The organism is Kitasatospora sp. NPDC047058, from assembly GCF_040643935.1.
Lineage (GTDB): Bacteria > Actinomycetota > Actinomycetes > Streptomycetales > Streptomycetaceae > Kitasatospora.
On sequence record NZ_JBEYVJ010000087.1, the window covers coordinates 1 to 18372 of the forward strand.

At 71.6% G+C, this 18372-nt stretch carries 16 protein-coding genes; 11 read left to right on the forward strand and 5 right to left on the reverse strand.

The annotated features are described in order from the left end of the window. Positions 1–233 precede the first annotated feature (233 nt). From ABZ885_RS16105 to clpX, 3 genes are all read left to right on the forward strand, one after another. Positions 234–851: an ATP-dependent Clp protease proteolytic subunit gene (locus tag ABZ885_RS16105; protein ID WP_305067940.1), complete on the forward strand. Its 618-nt coding sequence runs from the start codon at positions 234–236 to the stop codon at positions 849–851. A gap of 59 nt (positions 852–910) precedes the next feature. Beyond that, positions 911–1573, forward strand: coding sequence for an ATP-dependent Clp protease proteolytic subunit (locus ABZ885_RS16110; protein WP_148645159.1), 663 nt, complete (start codon positions 911–913; stop codon positions 1571–1573). A 249-nt stretch (positions 1574–1822) separates the two neighbouring features. Further along, a complete protein-coding gene (clpX, locus tag ABZ885_RS16115; protein WP_030309676.1) occupies positions 1823–3112 on the forward strand; it encodes an ATP-dependent Clp protease ATP-binding subunit ClpX in 1290 nt (429 codons plus the stop codon). Between the two features lie 79 nt (positions 3113–3191). On the opposite strand, the gene ABZ885_RS16120 is transcribed toward clpX, so the two are convergent. Both ABZ885_RS16120 and ABZ885_RS16125 read right to left on the reverse strand, forming a co-directional pair. Next, a complete protein-coding gene (locus ABZ885_RS16120; RefSeq protein WP_360188129.1) occupies positions 3192–3929 on the reverse strand; it encodes a hypothetical protein in 738 nt (245 codons plus the stop codon). 78 nt (positions 3930–4007) lie between these two features. Continuing rightward, positions 4008–4880, reverse strand: a complete 873-nt coding sequence (locus ABZ885_RS16125) for a hypothetical protein (RefSeq protein ID WP_360188131.1) — start codon at positions 4878–4880, stop codon at positions 4008–4010. Between the two features lie 197 nt (positions 4881–5077). Between ABZ885_RS16125 and ABZ885_RS16130 the strand changes: the two genes are divergently transcribed. Together ABZ885_RS16130 and ABZ885_RS16135 are read left to right on the forward strand one after the other, a co-directional pair. Then, complete coding sequence (locus ABZ885_RS16130) at positions 5078–7717, forward strand: valine--tRNA ligase (protein ID WP_360188133.1); 2640 nt, start codon at positions 5078–5080, stop codon at positions 7715–7717. A 277-nt stretch (positions 7718–7994) separates the two neighbouring features. Continuing rightward, entirely contained in the window at positions 7995–8522 is a 528-nt protein-coding gene (locus ABZ885_RS16135) for a hypothetical protein (protein WP_238741204.1), read from the forward strand. A gap of 12 nt (positions 8523–8534) precedes the next feature. Here ABZ885_RS16135 and ABZ885_RS16140 read toward each other — a convergent pair whose 3' ends face one another. The 3 genes from ABZ885_RS16140 to ABZ885_RS16150 form a co-directional block, all read right to left on the reverse strand. Continuing rightward, positions 8535–10064 carry a glycosyl hydrolase family 18 protein gene (locus ABZ885_RS16140; RefSeq protein ID WP_360188135.1) on the reverse strand — a complete coding sequence of 510 codons (1530 nt, stop codon included), beginning with the start codon at positions 10062–10064 and terminating at the stop codon, positions 8535–8537. 164 nt (positions 10065–10228) lie between these two features. After that, entirely contained in the window at positions 10229–11362 is a 1134-nt protein-coding gene (gene wecB, locus ABZ885_RS16145; protein ID WP_360188136.1) for a UDP-N-acetylglucosamine 2-epimerase (non-hydrolyzing), read from the reverse strand. 50 nt (positions 11363–11412) lie between these two features. Next, on the reverse strand, positions 11413–12846 hold the full coding sequence (locus ABZ885_RS16150) for a glycosyltransferase (RefSeq protein WP_360188138.1): 1434 nt from the start codon (positions 12844–12846) through the stop codon (positions 11413–11415). 240 nt (positions 12847–13086) lie between these two features. Between ABZ885_RS16150 and ABZ885_RS16155 the strand changes: the two genes are divergently transcribed. The 6 genes from ABZ885_RS16155 (at position 13087) to mreD (ending at position 18296) form a co-directional block, all read left to right on the forward strand. Continuing rightward, positions 13087–14412, forward strand: a complete 1326-nt coding sequence (locus tag ABZ885_RS16155; RefSeq protein WP_360188155.1) for a folylpolyglutamate synthase/dihydrofolate synthase family protein — start codon at positions 13087–13089, stop codon at positions 14410–14412. A gap of 2 nt (positions 14413–14414) precedes the next feature. Further along, positions 14415–14753: a DUF4233 domain-containing protein gene (locus ABZ885_RS16160; RefSeq protein WP_360188140.1), complete on the forward strand. Its 339-nt coding sequence runs from the start codon at positions 14415–14417 to the stop codon at positions 14751–14753. A gap of 103 nt (positions 14754–14856) precedes the next feature. After that, positions 14857–15270 carry a nucleoside-diphosphate kinase gene (ndk, locus tag ABZ885_RS16165; RefSeq protein ID WP_360188142.1) on the forward strand — a complete coding sequence of 138 codons (414 nt, stop codon included), beginning with the start codon at positions 14857–14859 and terminating at the stop codon, positions 15268–15270. 314 nt (positions 15271–15584) lie between these two features. Continuing rightward, positions 15585–16610, forward strand: coding sequence for a rod shape-determining protein (locus ABZ885_RS16170; RefSeq protein WP_360188156.1), 1026 nt, complete (start codon positions 15585–15587; stop codon positions 16608–16610). 96 nt (positions 16611–16706) lie between these two features. Then, positions 16707–17657, forward strand: a complete 951-nt coding sequence (gene mreC, locus ABZ885_RS16175) for a rod shape-determining protein MreC (RefSeq protein WP_360188144.1) — start codon at positions 16707–16709, stop codon at positions 17655–17657. A gap of 3 nt (positions 17658–17660) precedes the next feature. Next, on the forward strand, positions 17661–18296 hold the full coding sequence (gene mreD / locus ABZ885_RS16180) for a rod shape-determining protein MreD (protein ID WP_360188146.1): 636 nt from the start codon (positions 17661–17663) through the stop codon (positions 18294–18296). The last annotated feature ends 76 nt before the right edge of the window (positions 18297–18372 follow it).

The window sequence follows — 18372 nt, forward strand, 5'->3', positions numbered from 1 at the left end:
CGGCGTCCGGGCCCGCGGCGGTCCCGGCGCGCCGCCACGCCGCGCGCCGGGAACCCTGCGCTCACAGCGAACAGTTCTGCGTGAGGGATTCTGCGGCCCGGCCTGCGCGTTAGGGTCCTTGGACAGCAACAATCACGACGTGATACCCGGAAGCTGTGCGACATCGTGACGGCCGTGGAGCGACCGTCCAAATCGACTGAGCAGGTGGCTAAGTGACGTTCCCGCAGATGCAGATGCCTGGCCCGATGGCGCCGCACGCCGCCTCTGGTGACGTGCTCGGCGGCCTGGGCGACCAGGTCTACAACCGGCTGCTCAACGAGCGGATCATCTTCCTCGGCCAGCAGGTCGACGACGACATCGCCAACAAGATCACCGCTCAGCTGCTGCTGCTGGCCGCGGACCCGGACAAGGACATCTTCCTCTACATCAACTCCCCGGGCGGCTCGATCTCGGCCGGCATGGCGATCTACGACACCATGCAGTACATCAAGAACGACGTCGTCACCATCGCGATGGGCATGGCGGCCTCGATGGGCCAGTTCCTGCTGACCGCGGGCGCCAAGGGCAAGCGCTTCTCGCTGCCGAACGCGAACATCCTGATGCACCAGCCGTCCGCCGGTCTCGGCGGTTCGGCCACCGACATCCGCATCCAGGCCGAGCAGCTGCTCCGCACCAAGAAGCGGATGTCCGAGCTGATCGCCTTCCACAGCGGCCAGTCCTTCGAGCAGATCACCGCGGACTCCGACCGCGACCGCTGGTTCACGCCGGAGGAGGCCCTCGAGTACGGCCTGATCGACGCGATCATGCACAGCGCCGCGGACGTCCCCGGCGGCGGCGGCACGGGCGCCTGAGCCTCGGCCCCGGCTCCCACGAGACCACAGCCACAACGCTCCGGAGGACTAGAACCCCCATGAACATCCCCAGCCTGTCCAGCGCCAAGGCACGCGTCGAGGACATGCGCGCCGAGGGCCGCTACATCGTCCCGCGCTTCGTCGAGCGCACCTCGCAGGGCATCCGCGAGTACGACCCGTACGCCAAGCTGTTCGAGGAGCGCATCATCTTCCTCGGTTCGCAGGTGGACGACGTCTCCGCGAACGACATCATGGCCCAGCTGCTCTGCCTGGAGTCCATGGACCCGGACCGCGAGATCCAGATGTACATCAACTCGCCCGGCGGCTCGTTCACGGCCCTGACGGCCATCTACGACACCATGCAGTACGTGAAGCCGGACATCACCACCGTCTGCATGGGCCAGGCTGCCTCCGCGGCGGCCGTGCTGCTCGCGGCCGGCACCCCCGGCAAGCGGATGGCGCTGCCGAACGCCCGTATCCTGATCCACCAGCCGTACACCGAGACCGGCCGCGGTCAGGTGTCCGACCTGGAGATCCAGGCCAAGGAGATCTTCCGGATGCGCGAGCAGCTGGAGGAGATGCTCTCCAAGCACTCGAACAAGAGCGTCGAGCAGGTCCGCGACGACATCGAGCGCGACAAGATCCTCACGGCCGAGGAGGCCGTCGAGTACGGTCTCGTCGACCTGGTCATCTCGACCCGCAAGGCCTCGCTGACCTCCTGAGGTCGGCACTGCACGGGGCGGGGCGCGCCCGCGGTGGCACGCCCCGCCCCGGCCCGCCGGCGTACTCCGGCGACGGCATCTGTTCGGTATCAATTCGCCCAGGGCGTAGGGCAGACCCGGCGAAGAGGACGGAATCAGGGGCGCGGCAGAGTACCGTCGGATAGCGAGACCGATCGCCGTCGGCGTTGACGGTCCACAGCACCAGGCCCCGGAACCCCCGCGGGGCCCCTGGCGAAGGGGAAGCACCTCGTGGCACGCATCGGAGACGGTGGCGACCTGCTCAAGTGCTCGTTCTGCGGCAAGTCGCAGAAGCAGGTGAAGAAGCTGATCGCCGGCCCAGGCGTGTACATCTGCGACGAGTGCATCGACCTGTGCAACGAGATCATCGAGGAGGAGCTCGCCGAGACCTCCGAGGTGCGCTTCGAGGAGCTTCCGAAGCCGCGCGAGATCTACGAGTTCCTGGACCAGTACGTGGTCGGCCAGGACCTCGCCAAGAAGGCGCTGTCGGTGGCCGTCTACAACCACTACAAGCGCGTGCAGGCGGGCGAGGCCGGCCGCAGCGGCGGCAACGGCCGTGAGGACGCCATCGAGCTGGCGAAGTCCAACATCCTGCTGCTCGGCCCCACCGGCTCCGGCAAGACGCTGCTGGCGCAGACCCTGGCCCGGATGCTGAACGTGCCGTTCGCCATCGCCGACGCCACCGCGCTGACCGAGGCCGGCTACGTCGGCGAGGACGTCGAGAACATCCTGCTCAAGCTGATCCAGGCGGCCGACTACGACGTCAAGAAGGCCGAGACCGGGATCATCTACATCGACGAGATCGACAAGGTCGCGCGCAAGAGCGAGAACCCGTCGATCACCCGCGACGTCTCGGGCGAGGGCGTGCAGCAGGCGCTGCTGAAGATCCTGGAGGGCACCACCGCCTCGGTGCCGCCGCAGGGCGGGCGCAAGCACCCGCACCAGGAGTTCATCCAGATCGACACCACCAACGTGCTGTTCATCGTGGGCGGCGCGTTCGCGGGCCTGGAGCGGATCATCGAGGGCCGTGCGGGTGCCAAGGGCATCGGCTTCGGCGCCAACATCCGCTCCAAGCGGGAGCTGGACGCCAGCGACCACTTCCGTCAGGTGATGCCGGAGGACCTGGTCAAGTTCGGCATGATCCCCGAGTTCATCGGCCGTCTGCCGGTGATCACCAGCGTGCACAACCTGGACCGCGAGGCGCTGCTGCAGATCCTCACCGAGCCGAAGAACGCGCTGGTCAAGCAGTACCGGAAGCTCTTCGAGCTGGACGGCGTGGAGCTGGAGTTCTCCCGGGACGCGCTGGAGGCCATCGCGGACCAGGCGATCCTGCGCGGCACCGGCGCGCGCGGCCTGCGCGCCATCATGGAGGAGGTGCTGATGTCCGTGATGTACGAGGTCCCCTCGCGCCAGGACGTCGCCCGCGTGGTGGTCACCGGGGACGTGGTCTCCAAGCACGCCATCCCGACCCTCGTCCCGCGCGACATGATCAAGCGGGAGCGGCGCGAGAAGAGCGCCTGACCCCGGACGCGCGAAGGGCCCCCGGTGACACCGGGGGCCCTTCGGCGTTCCGGGCGGGATCTCGCCCGCCGCGGGGCTGCTACTTCGGCACCTCGGCGACCGCGCGCAGGTCACGGGCGTCGGAGGCGAGCTTGTCGAGGTCCGGGGCCTTGCCGTCCTCGGGCGCCCGCATCAGCAGGATCAGGCTGCTGTTGTCGGCCCAGGCGCAGATGCCCAGGTCGGTGCCGTCCTGGGTGGCCTTGGCGCACTCCATGGTGCCGCCCTTGGGGCCGGCGTCGACCGAGTGCCGGTTGCTGACGGTCGGGCCGCCGGAGGAGAAGCCCTTGAACATGGCGTCCAGCTCCTGCTTGGGCAGCAGCACCTTGCCGTAGCCGCCGACCACGATGAGCTGCGGGTCCTGGGAGGAGTCGAGGTACACCGCGCTCACCCCGGTCGGGTTCCAGGCGCCGTCGCCCTTGCCGAACTCGGAGGTGATCTCCTCCTCCATCTTCCGGGCGATCTCGTTGTCGTCGTCCTTCGTGAGGGCCTGGAACTTGGCCGGCAGGACGATCTTCTGGGTGCCCGCGTTGGAGGTCACGTCGAGCACGAAGTACGCGACGGCGCCGCCGATCAGTGCCAGCACGCCGACGAAGACGCCGAGCAGGATCCACAGCGTCTTGCGGGACTTCTTCGGCGGCGGCACCGGGGCGTAGGCGCCGTACCCGCCCGGGCCGGCCTGCGGCGGCACCGCGCCGAAGCCCGGCTGGGGCGGGACGGGTGCGCCGCCGTAGGGCTGGCCGGCGGGCGGCGGTGCGCCGTAGGGGTTCTGCTCGGTCACGGTGGCCCTTTCTGGGGACGGACGGGGGCACCCGCCGCCCGGGGCCCGGACGGCGGGGAGTGTGACGCCTGGGCCGGGCTACTTGGCGACGACCATGGCGTCGCGGATCGCCCGGGTCTTCTCGGCGGCCTGGGCGGGGGTGAGGGCGGTGCCGCCCACCTTGATGAAGGACACGCGTGCGGTGGTGGACTTGTCGGCCCAGACGCAGACGGTGGTGGAGCTCTTGGGCGCACTGCCGCCGATCGAGACGCCGTAGGTGCCGCAGGAGAGCTTGGCCGCGGAGTCGTGGCCGTACTGGGCCGGGAAGTCCGTCATCGGGGTGGTCCAGGTGGCACCGCCGTTGGTGTCCTTCTTGGAGTCCTCGATGATCCCGTTCGGGTCCTTGATCTTCCCGTAGATCCCGATGACGCTGATCCCGCCGTCGGTGGCCTCGGCGCCCTTGGTGTAGCTGGCGATCATGACGTGCAGGTCGGTGCCGATCTTCTCGGACTGCTCGGCCTTGGCCGGGTCGGCGGCCTGCTCCTTGGCGGACTTCTGGGTGTAGCCGTCCGGCAGCGTCTGCGGCGCGGTGATCTTGTAGTCGCCGCCGCCGGAGCCGCCGATCAGCTTGTAGACGCCGAAGCCGCCGCCGCCCAGCACCAGCGCGGCGATGACCAGGCCGACCACCAGGCCGCCCTTGCCCTTCTTCGGCGGCGGTGCGACCGGGTAGCCGGGCTGGCCGTACGGCGCCTGCTGCGGCGCGCCGTAGGGCGGCTGGGCCCCGTAGGGCGGCTGGGGTGCGCCGTACTGCGGCTGGGGCGCACCGTACTGCGGCGCCGGGGCGCCCTGCTGCGGGTACCCGTACTGCGGCTGCGGCGCGCCGTAGGGCGGCTGCGGCTGCGGTGCCCCGTACGGCGCCCCGTAGGGCTGCTGCGGCTGACCGTGCGGATACTGCTGACCCTGGCCGTACATCTGCGTCTGCGCTCCCCCGCCGCCCCCGCGGCCTGTCTTCTGTCGTGGTCTGGAGTCGTCCGTGTCCGTACGAAGGACCGGACGAGTGTGCGGGCACGGTACCGTACCCGGCCGACGGCCGTCCGGGGCGGACGCGCGGAGTCCGCGGACCGAAAGCGGTTCGTAACCCGCGTCCGCGGTTACGTAAACTGTGCGTCGTGACCGACACCACGAACCAGCGCCCCGTGAGCACACACGCCGGGGACGACGCAGCCACCCTCCCGACGACCTACGCTCCGGCGGACGTAGAGGGCGAGCTGTACGAGCGCTGGGTAGAGCGCGGTTACTTCACGGCCGACGCACAGAGCGAGAAGCCGTCGTACACCATCGTCATCCCGCCGCCGAACGTCACCGGTGCCCTGCACCTGGGCCACGCGTTCCAGCACACGCTGATGGACGCGCTCACCCGCCGCAAGCGCATGCAGGGCTTCGAGACCCTCTGGCTGCCCGGCATGGACCACGCCGGCATCGCCACCCAGAACAAGGTCGAGCAGCAGCTCGCCGAGTCCGGCCTCTCCCGCCACGACCTGGGCCGCGAGGCCTTCGTCGAGAAGGTCTGGGAGTGGAAGGAGAACTACGGCGGCCGGATCCTCGGCCAGATGCGCCGCCTCGGCGACGGCGTCGACTGGTCGCGCGAGCGCTTCACCATGGACGAGGGCCTCTCCCAGGCCGTCCAGACCATCTTCAAGCGGCTCTTCGACGACGGCCTGATCTACCGCGCCGAGCGCATCATCAACTGGTGCCCGCGCTGCCTCACCGCGTTGTCCGACATCGAGGTGGAGCACGAGGAGGTCCCCGGCGAGCTGGTCTCGATCCGCTACGGCGACGGCGAGGACTCGATCATCGTCGCCACCACCCGCGCCGAGACGATGCTGGGCGACACCGCGGTCGCCGTCCACCCCGACGACGAGCGGTACAAGCACCTGGTCGGCCGCACCATCAAGCTGCCGCTGACCGACCGTGAGATCCCGGTCGTCGCCGACGAGCACGTCGACCCGGAGTTCGGCACCGGCGCCGTCAAGGTGACCCCGGCGCACGACCCCAACGACTTCGCCATCGGCCAGCGCCACAGCCTGCCGAACCTCAACGTGATGGACGAGCGCGGTGTGATCACCGTGCACGGCCCGTTCCTCGGCCTGGACCGGATGGAGGCCCGCTCGGCCGTCGTCGGCGCACTGCGCGAGCAGGGCCGGATCGTCGCCGAGAAGCGCCCGTACATGCACGCCGTCGGCCACTGCTCGCGCTGCCACACCGTGGTCGAGCCGCGGCTGTCGCTGCAGTGGTGGGTCAAGGTCGCCCCGCTGGCCCAGGCGGCCGGCGACGCCGTCCGCGACGGCAAGGTGGAGATCCACCCGAAGGAGCTGGAGCGCCGCTACTTCGACTGGGTCGACAACATGTACGACTGGTGCATCTCGCGCCAGCTCTGGTGGGGCCACCGGATCCCGGTCTGGTACGGCCCCGAGGGCGAGGTCGTCTGCGTCGGACCGGACGAGCAGCCGCCGGCCGGCGAGGGCTGGCACCAGGACCCGGACGTCCTGGACACCTGGTTCTCCTCCGGCCTCTGGCCCTTCTCCACCCTCGGCTGGCCGGAGAAGACCCCGGACCTGGAGAAGTTCTACTCGACCGACGTCCTGGTCACCGGCCACGACATCATCTTCTTCTGGGTCGCCCGGATGATGATGTTCGGCCTGTACGCGATGGACGGCCAGGCGCCGTTCAAGACCGTCGCCCTGACCGGCCTGGTCCGCGACGAGTTCGGCAAGAAGATGTCGAAGTCCTCCGGCACCGCCGTGGACCCGCTGGACTGGATGGACGCCTACGGCGCCGACGCCGTCCGCTTCACCCTGGCCCGCGGCGCCAACCCGGGCGCCGACGTGCCGATCGGCGAGGACTGGGTCAAGGGCTCGCGCAACTTCTGCAACAAGATCTGGAACGCGACCCGCTTCGCGCTGATGAACGGCGCCACCGTCGAGGGCCCGCTGCCCGCGCCGGAGAGCCTGACCGCCGCCGACCGCTGGATCCTGTCCCGGCTGAACAGCACCGTGGCCGAGGTCGACGCGCTCTACGAGGACTACGAGTTCGCCAAGGTCTCCGACGCGCTGTTCCACTTCGCGTGGGACGAGGTCTTCGACTGGTACGTCGAGCTCTCCAAGACCACCCTGGCCAAGGGCGGCGAGCAGGCCGACGCGGCGCGCCGGGTCCTCGGCGAGGTGCTGGACGTGACGCTGCGCCTGCTGCACCCGGTGGTCCCGTTCGTCACCGACGCGCTGTGGACGGCGCTGACCGGCGGCGAGTCGCTGGTCGTCGCCGAGTGGCCGAAGGACGCGGGCTTCCGGGACTCCGGCGCCGAGGCGGAGATCGCGCTGCTGCAGCAGGTGGTCACCGAGGTCCGCCGGTTCCGCAACGACCAGGGCCTGCGCGACACCCAGAAGGTCCCGGCCCGGCTGGAGCTGGACGGCACCCGGCTGGCGGCGCACGAGGCGGCGATCCGTTCGCTGCTGCGCCTGACCGTGCCCGAGGAGGGCTTCACCGCCACCGCCTCGCTCCCGGTCGCCGGCGCCACGGTGGCGCTGGACCTCTCCGGCACCATCGACGTCGCGGCCGAGCGCAAGCGCCTGGCGAAGGACCTCGCGGCGGCCGAGAAGGAGAAGACCCAGACCACCGCCAAGCTCGGCAACGAGGCGTTCCTCGCCAAGGCGCCGGACGACGTGGTCGCCAAGATCCGCGCACGTCAGCAGGCCGCCGAGGCCGACATCGCCCGGATCACCGCCCAGCTCGCGGCGCTGCCGCAGGCCTGACGCACCGGCTCCCCGAGGGGCCGCATCCCGCCGACGCGGGGTGCGGCCCCTCGGCCTTTCCGCGTTACCCCGCTTTCCCGCGTCCAAGCCTTTCCTGCTCCCAATAGCGCAATGGCGTTGCTCCCTTCCGGCGAATATTCATCCTGGACCGGGTGACGTCTTATTCCGCCCGAATTCATTCCGGTCTTGCCCGCGCGGGTTCGCCGAAGTTTGCAGGTCGGATGTGTACGGTGTGCAGGACGTTCTGCTGAGCCGACGGGTGACGGGAGGGTTAGGCGTGGTGGTGACGGTGGAGTTGGCCGACGAACTTCCCGCTGAAGCGGTCGATGAGGCCAAAGCCAGGGCGGCGACCCTGCTGCTCGCGTTCCGGCACGGAAACCAGCTGGCGTTCGACGACGCGCTGGACCGGATCCTCGAGGAGCACGCGCACCGCGAGGTGACCACCCTGCTCGCCTGGATCGCCGCCGAGGCCGTCCGCAAGGCGTACGCGCCGGCGGTGGGCGACCGGGTGCTGCGGGCGATGGCCCGGCGGGCCCCCGCCGACACCGCCGCGGTCGACGTGGACGAGGAGACGGCGGACGCGGCCCGGCTGATCGAGGCGGTCGCGGCCGGCCGGGTCGCCGAGGTGCGCGGCCTGGTGGCGGCCACCGCCGACACCACCTTCCTGCTCGGCGGCCTGCTCCAGGGCGTCGCCATGATGCTGCCGTTCCTGCCGGACGGCGAGGTGGCCGAGATCACCGCCGAGCTTCGCCGCCGGCACTCCGGCGCGGGCCCCGAGATCCCCGAGGCCCGCGCCGGAGGCTGAACCCGCCGGGAACTACGGCATCGCGTGCAGGTGTGAGCCGACGGTGCCCGCGATCCCGCCGCCCGCCCTGGCGTCCCAGTTGGTCGACCAGGTCATCGCCCCGCCGATGCCGGGCCACCTGGTGTCGGGCCTGAAGCCGCCGCAGTTGGTCCCGGCGGCGAGGCAGTCCAGCGCGTTGTTCACCACGCCCGGGCTGACGTACCCGCCGCCCGCCGCACTGGTGGAGGCCGGCACCCCGAGCCCGACCTGGTCGGGCCGGAGCCCGCCCTTGAGCTGGATGCAGGCCAGCGCGGTGAGGAAGTCGACGGCGCCCTGGGCGTGGACCTGGCCGTCGCAGCCGAGCATCGTGCCGGAGTTGTAGTACTGCATGTTGACGATGGTGAGGACGTCCTTCACGTTCAGCGCCAGCTTGAAGTACTCCATGCCGGTCGACTGCATGTCGATGGTCTGCGGCGCCATGGTGAGCACGAAGCCCTGGCCGGCCTTGGCCGCCAGGCTGTGCAGGGCCTGGCCCAGGTAGGTGGCGTTGACGCCGTTCTCCAGGTCGATGTCGACCCCGTCGAAGCCGTAGCTCCGCATCAGCGACCAGGCGGTGTCGGCGAAGGCGGTCGCCGAGGCGGAGCTGTTCACCGAGACGGTGCCGTTCTGCCCGCCGACCGAGAGGATCACCTTCTTGCCGGCCGCCCGCTTCGCCGCGATGTCGGCCTTGAACTGCGCCTCGGTGTAGCCGCCGAGCCGGGCGGAGAGGGTCGGGTCCAGCGTGAAGCCGAGGCCGCCGGGCGTGGTGGTGGCGTCCGCGAAGGCGACCGCGATGACGTCGTACGCGGCCGGCACGTCGCTGATCCGCTGGACGGTGGCGCCGTTGTCGAAGTTCTGCCAGTAGCCGGTGAGCAGGTGCCTGGGCAGCCCGGGCCGGTCGGTCGGGGTGTCCGTGGGCGTCGGCGTGCCGGTGCCGGTCGGGGTCGGGCTGCCGGTTCCGGTCGGGGTGGGGGTGGTGGCGGTCGGCGAGGGCTTGGGATCGCCCGGGCCGATCAGTGAGACGTCGTCGGCCAGGAAGGCCGGCTGCCCGTACCAGCCGTGCAGGTACACGGTGATGCTGGTGGTGCTCGCCCCGGTGGTGAAGGTGGTGGCGAGCTTCGCGTACCCGGCCGAGGTGGTCCAGGTGCCGGGGTCGGTCCCGCCGGTGCCGCGGGCGCCGAGGTAGACGTACGAGCCCTGTACCCAGCCGCTCAGCGTGTACGTCGAGGAGGGCTTCACGGTGACGGTCTGGACGCATTCGCCGGTGTCGCCGGCGCCCGGGGTGGAGCGCAGCGCGAACGAGCCGGAGTGGACGGCGGTGCTCTCGGGCGCGGCGGCGGAGCAGGTCCAGCCGGTGAGGTGGTTGCCGTACTCGAAGCCGCCGTTGGTGATCAGGTCGACGTCGGCGGCCCGGGCGCCGGTGCCGTTGGCGAGGACCAGTCCGCTGAGGCCGATCGCGATCGCGCTCGCCCCGGCGAGCAGGCTGTGGACGGCGCGCGGGCGCGCGTGTCGGGCAGGTGGCATGACTCCATCTCCTGTGGGGGGAGGCCGGCGGCCCTCGTGGGGGAGGGGCGTCCGGGTGTCGATGGTGCGCGTGCGGGAGCTACCGACAACTCAAGTCCCTGTCGGGGAAGGAGACTTGCCTCACAAGGTGGAGTAGACCAATCCGGCTGTCAAGAGGACGGGGGTCAGGCGGCCGCCGGGACGGGCTGCTCGGCCAGCCGCGCGGTGAGCCGGGCGATCCGGGCCGAGGCCAGGCCGTCGCCGTACGGGCTCGGGGTGGCCGCCAGCCGGGCGAGCCGCTCGGGTGAGTCGGCCAGCCAGGCGCGGGCCAGCGTGCCCAGCTCCCCGCCGGGCTGCACCAGGGCGGCGAAGCCGGCGTCCACCGCCTCCGGGCGCTCGGTGGAGCGGCGGACGACCAGCAGCGGGCGGCCGAGCACCGTGCACTCCTCCTGCACCCCGCCGGAGTCGGAGACGAGCAGGGCGGCGTGCCGGGCCAGGCCCAGGAACTCGGCGTAGCCGACCGGTCCGGTGACGGCGATCCGCGCCAGCAGCCCGTCCAGGCCGAACCGTTCGACGGCGGCCCGGGTGCGGGGGTGCATCGGGAACAGCACCGGGGTGCCGGCCCGGGCGATCCGGTCGAGCCCGGCGAGGACGGCGCCGAGCGCCTCGGCGGTGTCGGTGTTCTCCGGGCGGTGCACGGTGGCCAGCACGTAGCCGTCCGGCGTGACGCCGTGCCGGGCCAGCAGGACCGCGCGCTCCGGCGCGCTCGGCAGCTGACGGCGGACCACCTCGACCACGGTGTTGCCGGTGACGCTGATCCGCTGCTCGTCCAGCGACTCGGCCCGGAGGTTGGCCGCGTTGTCCTCGGTGGCGGCGCAGAGCAGGTCGGAGACGTGGTCGACCATCACCCGGTTGTGCTCCTCGGGCATCGCCCGGTCGAAGCTGCGCAGCCCGGCCTCGACGTGCACCAGCGGGATCTCCCGGGCGTTGGCGGCGAGTGCGCCCGCCAGGGTGGCGTTGGTGTCGCCCTGGACGACCACGGCGACGGGCCGGTCCTCGGCGAACGCGGCGTCCAACTGGCCGAGGGACTGGGCGATCTGGCCGGCCCGCGGGCGGCCGCCGACCCCGGTGAGCAGCTCCGGGCGGGGCAGCCCGAGGTCGCGCAGGAAGCGGCCGGACATCGCCTCGTCCCAGTGCTGGCCGGTGTGCACCAGCCGGGCGGCGTCGCCGAGTTCGTGGATCAGCGGGGCGAGCTTGACCAGCTCGGGGCGGGTGCCGAGGACGACGGCGACGCCGCCGGGGGGAAGGCAGATGCTCATCGGGAGTGCTCCGGGGAAGTCACGGGGGAGGGGCTCGGGGGTGGGGGGGCTCAGGACTCGAGCGCGGTGGGGGCGCCGACGGCGACCCGCTCGGCGTTGCGGCGGGTCTTGGCCCAGCCGTTGCGGCCGAGCAGCAGCCGGACGGCGGCCCGGACGGCGACCACGAACAGGTGGTACGCGTAGAGCCAGACCAGGACGCCCCAGAGCAGCCCGGTGAGCCGGCCGCGGCCGGGGTGGACGAGCCGGCGGTAGGCGAGGCCCCAGGACACCATCGGCAGGGCGGCGAGCGCGAAGGCCAGCAGCATCCACGGCCCGAACCTGAGCTGGAATCCGGCGGTCTCCGCGGGGAAGAGCACCAGGCCGGCCGCCGTGATGGCGAGCGAGAGCGGGGTCAGCAGGACCAGCAGCACGCAGACCACGGGCTGCAGGAAGGTGTACAGCACCTCGGCCTTGCCGGCCGGGGTGTAGTGCGGAGAGCGCAGCACGCGGCCGGTGTAGCGCAGGCACTGCATGTTGCCCTGGGCCCAGCGGGTGCGCTGGGTGAGGAAGCGGCGCAGCGAGACCAGCCCTTCCTGGGACACCTGCGCCTCGGTGACGTGGGTGATCCGCCAGCCGGCCAGGCGCAGGTCGAGCCCGGACTCGTAGTCCTCCAGCAGGGCGCGCTCGGGCCAGGGCCGGCCGGCCCGGCCCTCCTCGGCGGTGAGCGAGTCGAGGGCGGTGAGCCGCACGAACTGGCCGTTGCCGCCGAGGCCGACGCTGCCGGTGCGCCGGCGCAGCAGCTGCATGCCGGCGTTGTTGGCCTGGAACTCGACGTCCTGCATCCGGACCAGGGCGCGGGCGAGCGCGTTGGCGGTGCGGCCGCGGCCGGGCAGCGGGAGTTCGTCGTCGGCGTTGCGCATCCGGACGCCGATCTGGACGGCGCCGGTGTCGTCCCGGCCGAGCGCCTCGTCGCCGCAGACCCGGGCGAGGGTGCCGGGGTCGAGCTCGCCGTCGGCGTCGACCACGCCGATCACCACGCGGGAACGGTCGGTGTCCCCGGGGAGCCCGGCGGAGATCTCCCGGTGGGCGGCGTTGAGGGCGGCGCCCTTGCCGATCCGGGCGTGGGGGCGGCGGCGCTGGACGAGGTGGATCCGGTCGTCCCGGGCGGCTGCGGCGAGGACGAGGTCGCGGGTGGCGTCCTCGCTGTCGTCGTCGATCACCCAGAGGTGGGCCTCGGGGGCGGCGGTCCGCAGGCCGGCCAGGGTCCGGGTGACCACGGCCTCCTCGTCGCGGCAGGGGATCACCAGGTGCCACTCGAAGGCGGCGGGGTCGCCGGGTGCGGCGGGCCGGTTGTGCCGGAAGGCGTGCCGGGAGCCGGCCCAGTACACCAGGAAGCGCCCGAAGACGAGGGCCATGTAGCCGACGAGCGCGAGCGAGACGAGCCCGGCTAAGCGGACGAAGCCGTCCTGGCGGAGCGCGATCCAGTCGTGCAGGGCGTCGGGCATGGCGTCGTTCTCCTCGTGATCGAAGGCTCGGCGGCTCCTGGCGGCGCGAATCGATGCTTCACTGCCGTTCAAACTCGCTAAATCGATAGTAAAGCGGGCAAACTGGAAAGTCAGGGCAAAGTGGTGGTTCTCACCCCGTGAGGACTGCCCGGCGGCGCTCCGTAGACTGTGGTCGTGAGCGACAAGGCCGACCCGAACCCGTACACCCTCCGCCCCGCCGACGGCGCCCCGGGTGACCCCCTGCGCGACGTCGAGCTGGAGCTCGCCAAGCGCTGGCCGGAGAACAAGCTGGAGCCCTCGCTCGACCGGATCGAGGCGCTGATGGACATCCTGGGCCAGCCCCAGCGGTCCTTCCCCTCCATCCACATCACCGGCACCAACGGCAAGACCTCCACCGCCCGGATGATCGAGCAGCTGCTCAACACCTTCGAGCTGCGCACCGGCCGCTACACCAGCCCGCACGTGGAGAGCGTCACCGAGCGGATCAGCCTGGACGGCGCCCCGATCAGCCCCGAGCGGTTCGTCGAGGTCTACCGCGACATCGAGCCCTACGTGCAGATGGTCGACGCCCAGCAGCCGGTCGCGATGTCCTTCTTCGAGGTGCTGACCGGCATGGCGTACGCCGCCTTCGCCGACGCCCCGGTCGACGTCGGCGTGATCGAGGTCGGCATGGGCGGCTCCTGGGACGCCACCAACGTCATCGACGCCGCCGTCTCCGTGATCACCCCGATCTCACTCGACCACACCGACAAGCTCGGCGAGACCACCGGCGAGATCGCGGTCGAGAAGTCCGGGATCATCAAGTCCGGCGCGGTCGCCGTGGTCGCCCAGCAGCAGCTGGACGCCGCCCAGAGCATCCTCAAGCGCGCCGTCGAGGTGGACGCCACCGTCGCCCGCGAGGGCATGGAGTTCGGCGTGATCCACCGTGAGATCGCCATCGGCGGCCAGCTGGTGACGCTGCGTGGCCTCGGCGGCGAGGACTACGAGGACGTCTTCATCCCGCTGCACGGCGCCCACCAGGCCCAGAACGCCGCCCTGGCGCTGGCCGCGGTCGAGGCCTTCTTCGGCGTCGGCGGCGCCCGCGGCGGACAGCTGGACGCGGACAAGGTCCGCCAGGCCTTCGCCGGCGTCGCCTCGCCGGGCCGCCTGGAGGTCGTCCGCCGCAGCCCCACCATCGTCCTGGACGCCGCCCACAACCCCAACGGCGCCCACGCCACCGTCGCCGCGATCGGCGAGTCCTTCGGCTTCACCCGGCTCGTCGGCGTGATCGGCACCAGCGGCGACAAGGACGTGGCCGGCCTGCTGGAGGCCTTCGAGCCGATCCTGGCCGAGGTCGTCATCACCCAGAACTCCACGCACCGCGCGATGGACGCGGACGCGCTGGCCGCCCTGGCCGTCGAGGTCTTCGGCGAGGACCGCGTCCAGGTCGAGCCCCGGCTCGACGACGCCATCGCCGCCGCCGTCACCCTCGCCGAGGAGGAGGGCGACCTCGGCGGCGCCGGGGTGCTGGTCACCGGTTCGGTCATCACGGTGGGCGAGGCCCGCCTGCTCCTCGGGAGGAAGTGACGATGAGGACGCTCTGCTCCTCGACGCTGATCGGCGAGGCGCTGCTGGCGATGTTCGCCGGGCTGGTCGCCATGCAGCTCTCCGACGTCTCCACCGCCACCGTCTGGACGGTCACCGGCATCGCCATGGCGCTCTGCATCCTGCTCTGCGGCATGATCACCAGGCCCGGCGCGGTGGCGATCGGCTGGGCGCTGCAGATCGGACTGATCGCCAGCGGCTTCGTGCTGCCGACGATGTTCGTCCTCGGCGTGGTCTTCGCCGGCCTCTGGTGGTGCTCGGTCCACTACGGCCGCAAGATCGACGAGTTCAAGGCCGCCCGAGCCGCCGCGGCAGCGGCGTAGACCGGGCGCAGAGGGCCCTGCTCACGCAAGGTAACCTCTGCGGTAGTCGCACTCCGCACGCCGAGGAGGAGTGCCTGCCGAACCGATCCCCAGGAGACGCACCGTGTCCCAGCGCACTCTCGTCCTGCTCAAGCCCGACGCCGTCAAGCGCGGCCTGGCCGGCGAGATCATCAGCCGCATCGAGCGCAAGGCCGGCTGGCAGCTCACCGCCGTCGAGCTGCGCACCTTCGACCGGGCGACGCTGGAGCAGCACTACGCGGAGCACGTGGGCCGTCCGTTCTACGAGCCGCTGCTGGAGTTCATGACCTCCGGCCCGTCGATCGCGCTGATCGTCGAGGGCGAGGAGGTCATCCGCGGCATCCGCATGCTGGCCGGGGCCACCAACCCGCTGGAGGCCGGCGCCGGCACCATCCGCGGCGACTACGCGACCATCACCCGCGAGAACCTGATCCACGCCTCCGACTCCCCCGAGTCCGCCGAGCGCGAGATCAAGATCTTCTTCCCCGCCCACGCCTGATCCTGCAGGCTCCGGGACCCTTCGGGTGCCCCGGTCGGGACCATTGGCCCGGCCGGGGCATTCTTATCGTGAAATAGGGAACTGAGGGTGCCGACACGGCGTCCCAATGCCCGGAGAAGCGATCACGCTCCGGACAATGGACGGTATGCCCCACCTCGACGTCCGTCCTGGCAGGCGTGACTACGATGGACGCGACTCAAGGGCCCGGTACGGCTGGTCAGCTGGCCTTTGCCCAAGCCGTGGGCGCACGCTTTTCGTCCACCCCCGCAATGACTCCGAGCCCGGGAAGGCACCTACACCCCATGGCAACCAACCTGTCGTTCATCGGCCGCGACCTGGCGATCGACCTCGGAACCGCCAACACGCTGGTGTACGTCAGGGGCAAGGGGATCGTGCTCAACGAGCCGTCCGTGGTCGCGGTCAACACCAACACCGGCGGCATCCTGGCGGTCGGCGCCGAGGCCAAGAAGATGATCGGCCGCACCCCGGGCAACATCGTCGCCATCCGCCCGCTCAAGGACGGCGTGATCGCCGACTTCGAGATCACCGAGCGGATGCTCCGCTACTTCATCCTCAAGATCCACCGCCGCCGCTACCTGGCCCGGCCCCGCGTCGTCGTCTGCGTGCCCTCCGGCATCACCGGCGTCGAGCGCCGCGCCGTCATCGAGGCCTCCTCGCAGGCCGGCGCGCGCCAGGTCCACATCATCGAGGAACCGATGGCCGCCGCCATCGGCGCCGGCCTGCCCGTCCACGAGGCCACCGGCAACATGGTCGTCGACATCGGCGGCGGCACCACCGAGGTCGCCGTCATCTCGCTCGGCGGCATCGTCACCGCCCAGTCCATCCGGGTCGCCGGCGACGAACTGGACAACGCCATCGTCCAGCACATCAAGAAGGAGTACTCGCTCCTCCTGGGCGAGCGCAGCGCCGAGCAGATCAAGATGAGCATCGGCTCCGCCTTCGCCCTGGACGGCGAGAAGGACGAGCACGCCGAGATCCGCGGCCGCGACCTCGTCAGCGGCCTGCCCAAGACCGTCGTCATCTCCGCCGCCGAGGTCCGCGAGGCCATCGACGAGCCGGTCAACTCCATCATCGACGCGGTCAAGACCACCCTCGACCAGTGCCCGCCCGAGCTGGCCGGCGACGTCATGGACCGCGGCATCGTGCTCACCGGCGGCGGCGCCCTGCTCCGCGGCCTCGACGAGCGACTGCGCCGCGAGACCGGCATGCCGATCCACATCGCCGAGAACCCGCTCGACTCCGTCGCACTCGGCTCCGGCAAGTGCGTCGAGGAGTTCGAGGCGCTCCAGCAGGTACTCGACGCCCAGCCGCGCCGTTAGCACAACCGACAGACCGGACAGTCAAACTGAAACGGCCCCCGCCCGGGCCCCACGGCCCGGGCGGGCGGCCAGGTACGAAGGGGCAGTACCAGCACCGTGAGGGACACACGAGAGAGCCGGCTGCTGCTCATCCTGCTGGTGGCCGTCGCCTTCGCGCTGATCACCGTGGACATCAAGGGCGGTGAGACCTCCCCGCTCGGCGGCGCCCGACGGGCCGCGGCCGGCGTCCTCGGCCCGGTCGAGCGCGGCGCCGCCACCGCGGTCGACCCCGTCGCCGACACCGTCCGCGCCTTCCGCGACGCCGCCACCCACAGCGGCCGCACCGACCAGCTCGCCCGCGAGAACACCGAGCTGCGCCAGAAACTCGCCTCCACCGACGCGGCCGGCGCCCGCACCAAGCAGCTCGACGACCTGCTGCGCACCGCCGGCGCCGGCGGCTACACCGTCAAGGCCGCCCAGGTCATCGCGATCGGCCCGGCCCAGGGCTTCTCCTGGACCATCACCATCGACGCCGGCAGCGACGACGGCCTGACCCGCGACATGACGGTCATCAACGGCCAGGGCCTGGTCGGCCGGATCACCACCGTCGCCCCCACCACCGCCACCGTGCTGCTCGCCTCCGACCCCGGCTTCACCGCCGGCGCCCGGCTGGAGGGCAGCGGCGAGATCGGCTTCGCCGCCGGCGGCGGCACCAGCGCCATGAAGGTCTCCCTGCTCAACGGCAAGGCCCAGGTCAAGGACGGCGACCGGCTGGTCACCTTCGGCTCGCAGAGCGGCCGCCCGTTCGTGCCCGGCGTCCCGGTCGGCAAGGTCGTCCAGGTCGAGGCCAACCCCGGCCAGCTCACCAAGACCATCCTGGTCGAACCCTTCGTCCAGTTCACCCGGCTCGACCTCGTCGGGGTGGTGGTCGTGCCGCCGCGCACCGACCCGCGCGACGCCGTCCTGCCGCCCGCGCCCGCCGCCCAGGGCCAGGCCCCCGCAGCGCCCGCCGCCCCCGCGGCACCGGCCGCCGCCGTACCGCCCGCCAAGCCCTCCGGGGGGAACTGAGCCATGCGCCTCGCCCGCGTCCCCGTCGCCGCCATCCTCGTCCTGCTCGGCCTGATCCTCCAGGTCAGCGTCTTCGGACGGCTCCAACTCCCGGGTGCCACCCCGGACATACTGCTGCTCGTGGTGGTCGGCCTGGCCATGGTGTACGGACCGACCGGCGGCTGCCTGGTCGGCTTCGGCGCCGGCCTGCTGGCCGACCTCGCACCGCCCTCCGACCACGCGATCGGCCGCTACGCCCTGGTGCTCTGCCTGATGGGCTACGCCGCCGGCCTGCTCCGCCCGGACCACGGCCGGCAGCGCTCGGTCTCCGGCGCGCTGCTCGTGGTGGCGGTCGCGGCCGTCGCCTCCACCCTGCTGTACGCGATGGTCGGCGCCCTGGTCGGCGACACCGCCGCCCGCCACGTCGGCCTCGACAGCCTGGTGCTCACCGCCCTGCTGTACGACCTGCTGCTGGCACCGTTCGTGGTGCCCGTCGTGATGCTGATCGGCCGCCGCTTCGGGAAGGACCCGGTGGCGGCCGCCACCGGGGACGACGAGGGCGGCCCCGGCCTCGGCACGCTCGCCCGCTACCGCACCACCCGCGAGGCGTCGTCCGGCCCGACCTACAAGAAGCGGCGCCCGTTCGCCAAGCGGCCCTAGCCGCGCTGCCGGCCCCGGCCGCCCTGCCGGCCCCGGCCCGTTGATGCCCGTGATTCCCGGAAACCCGCACCCTGGA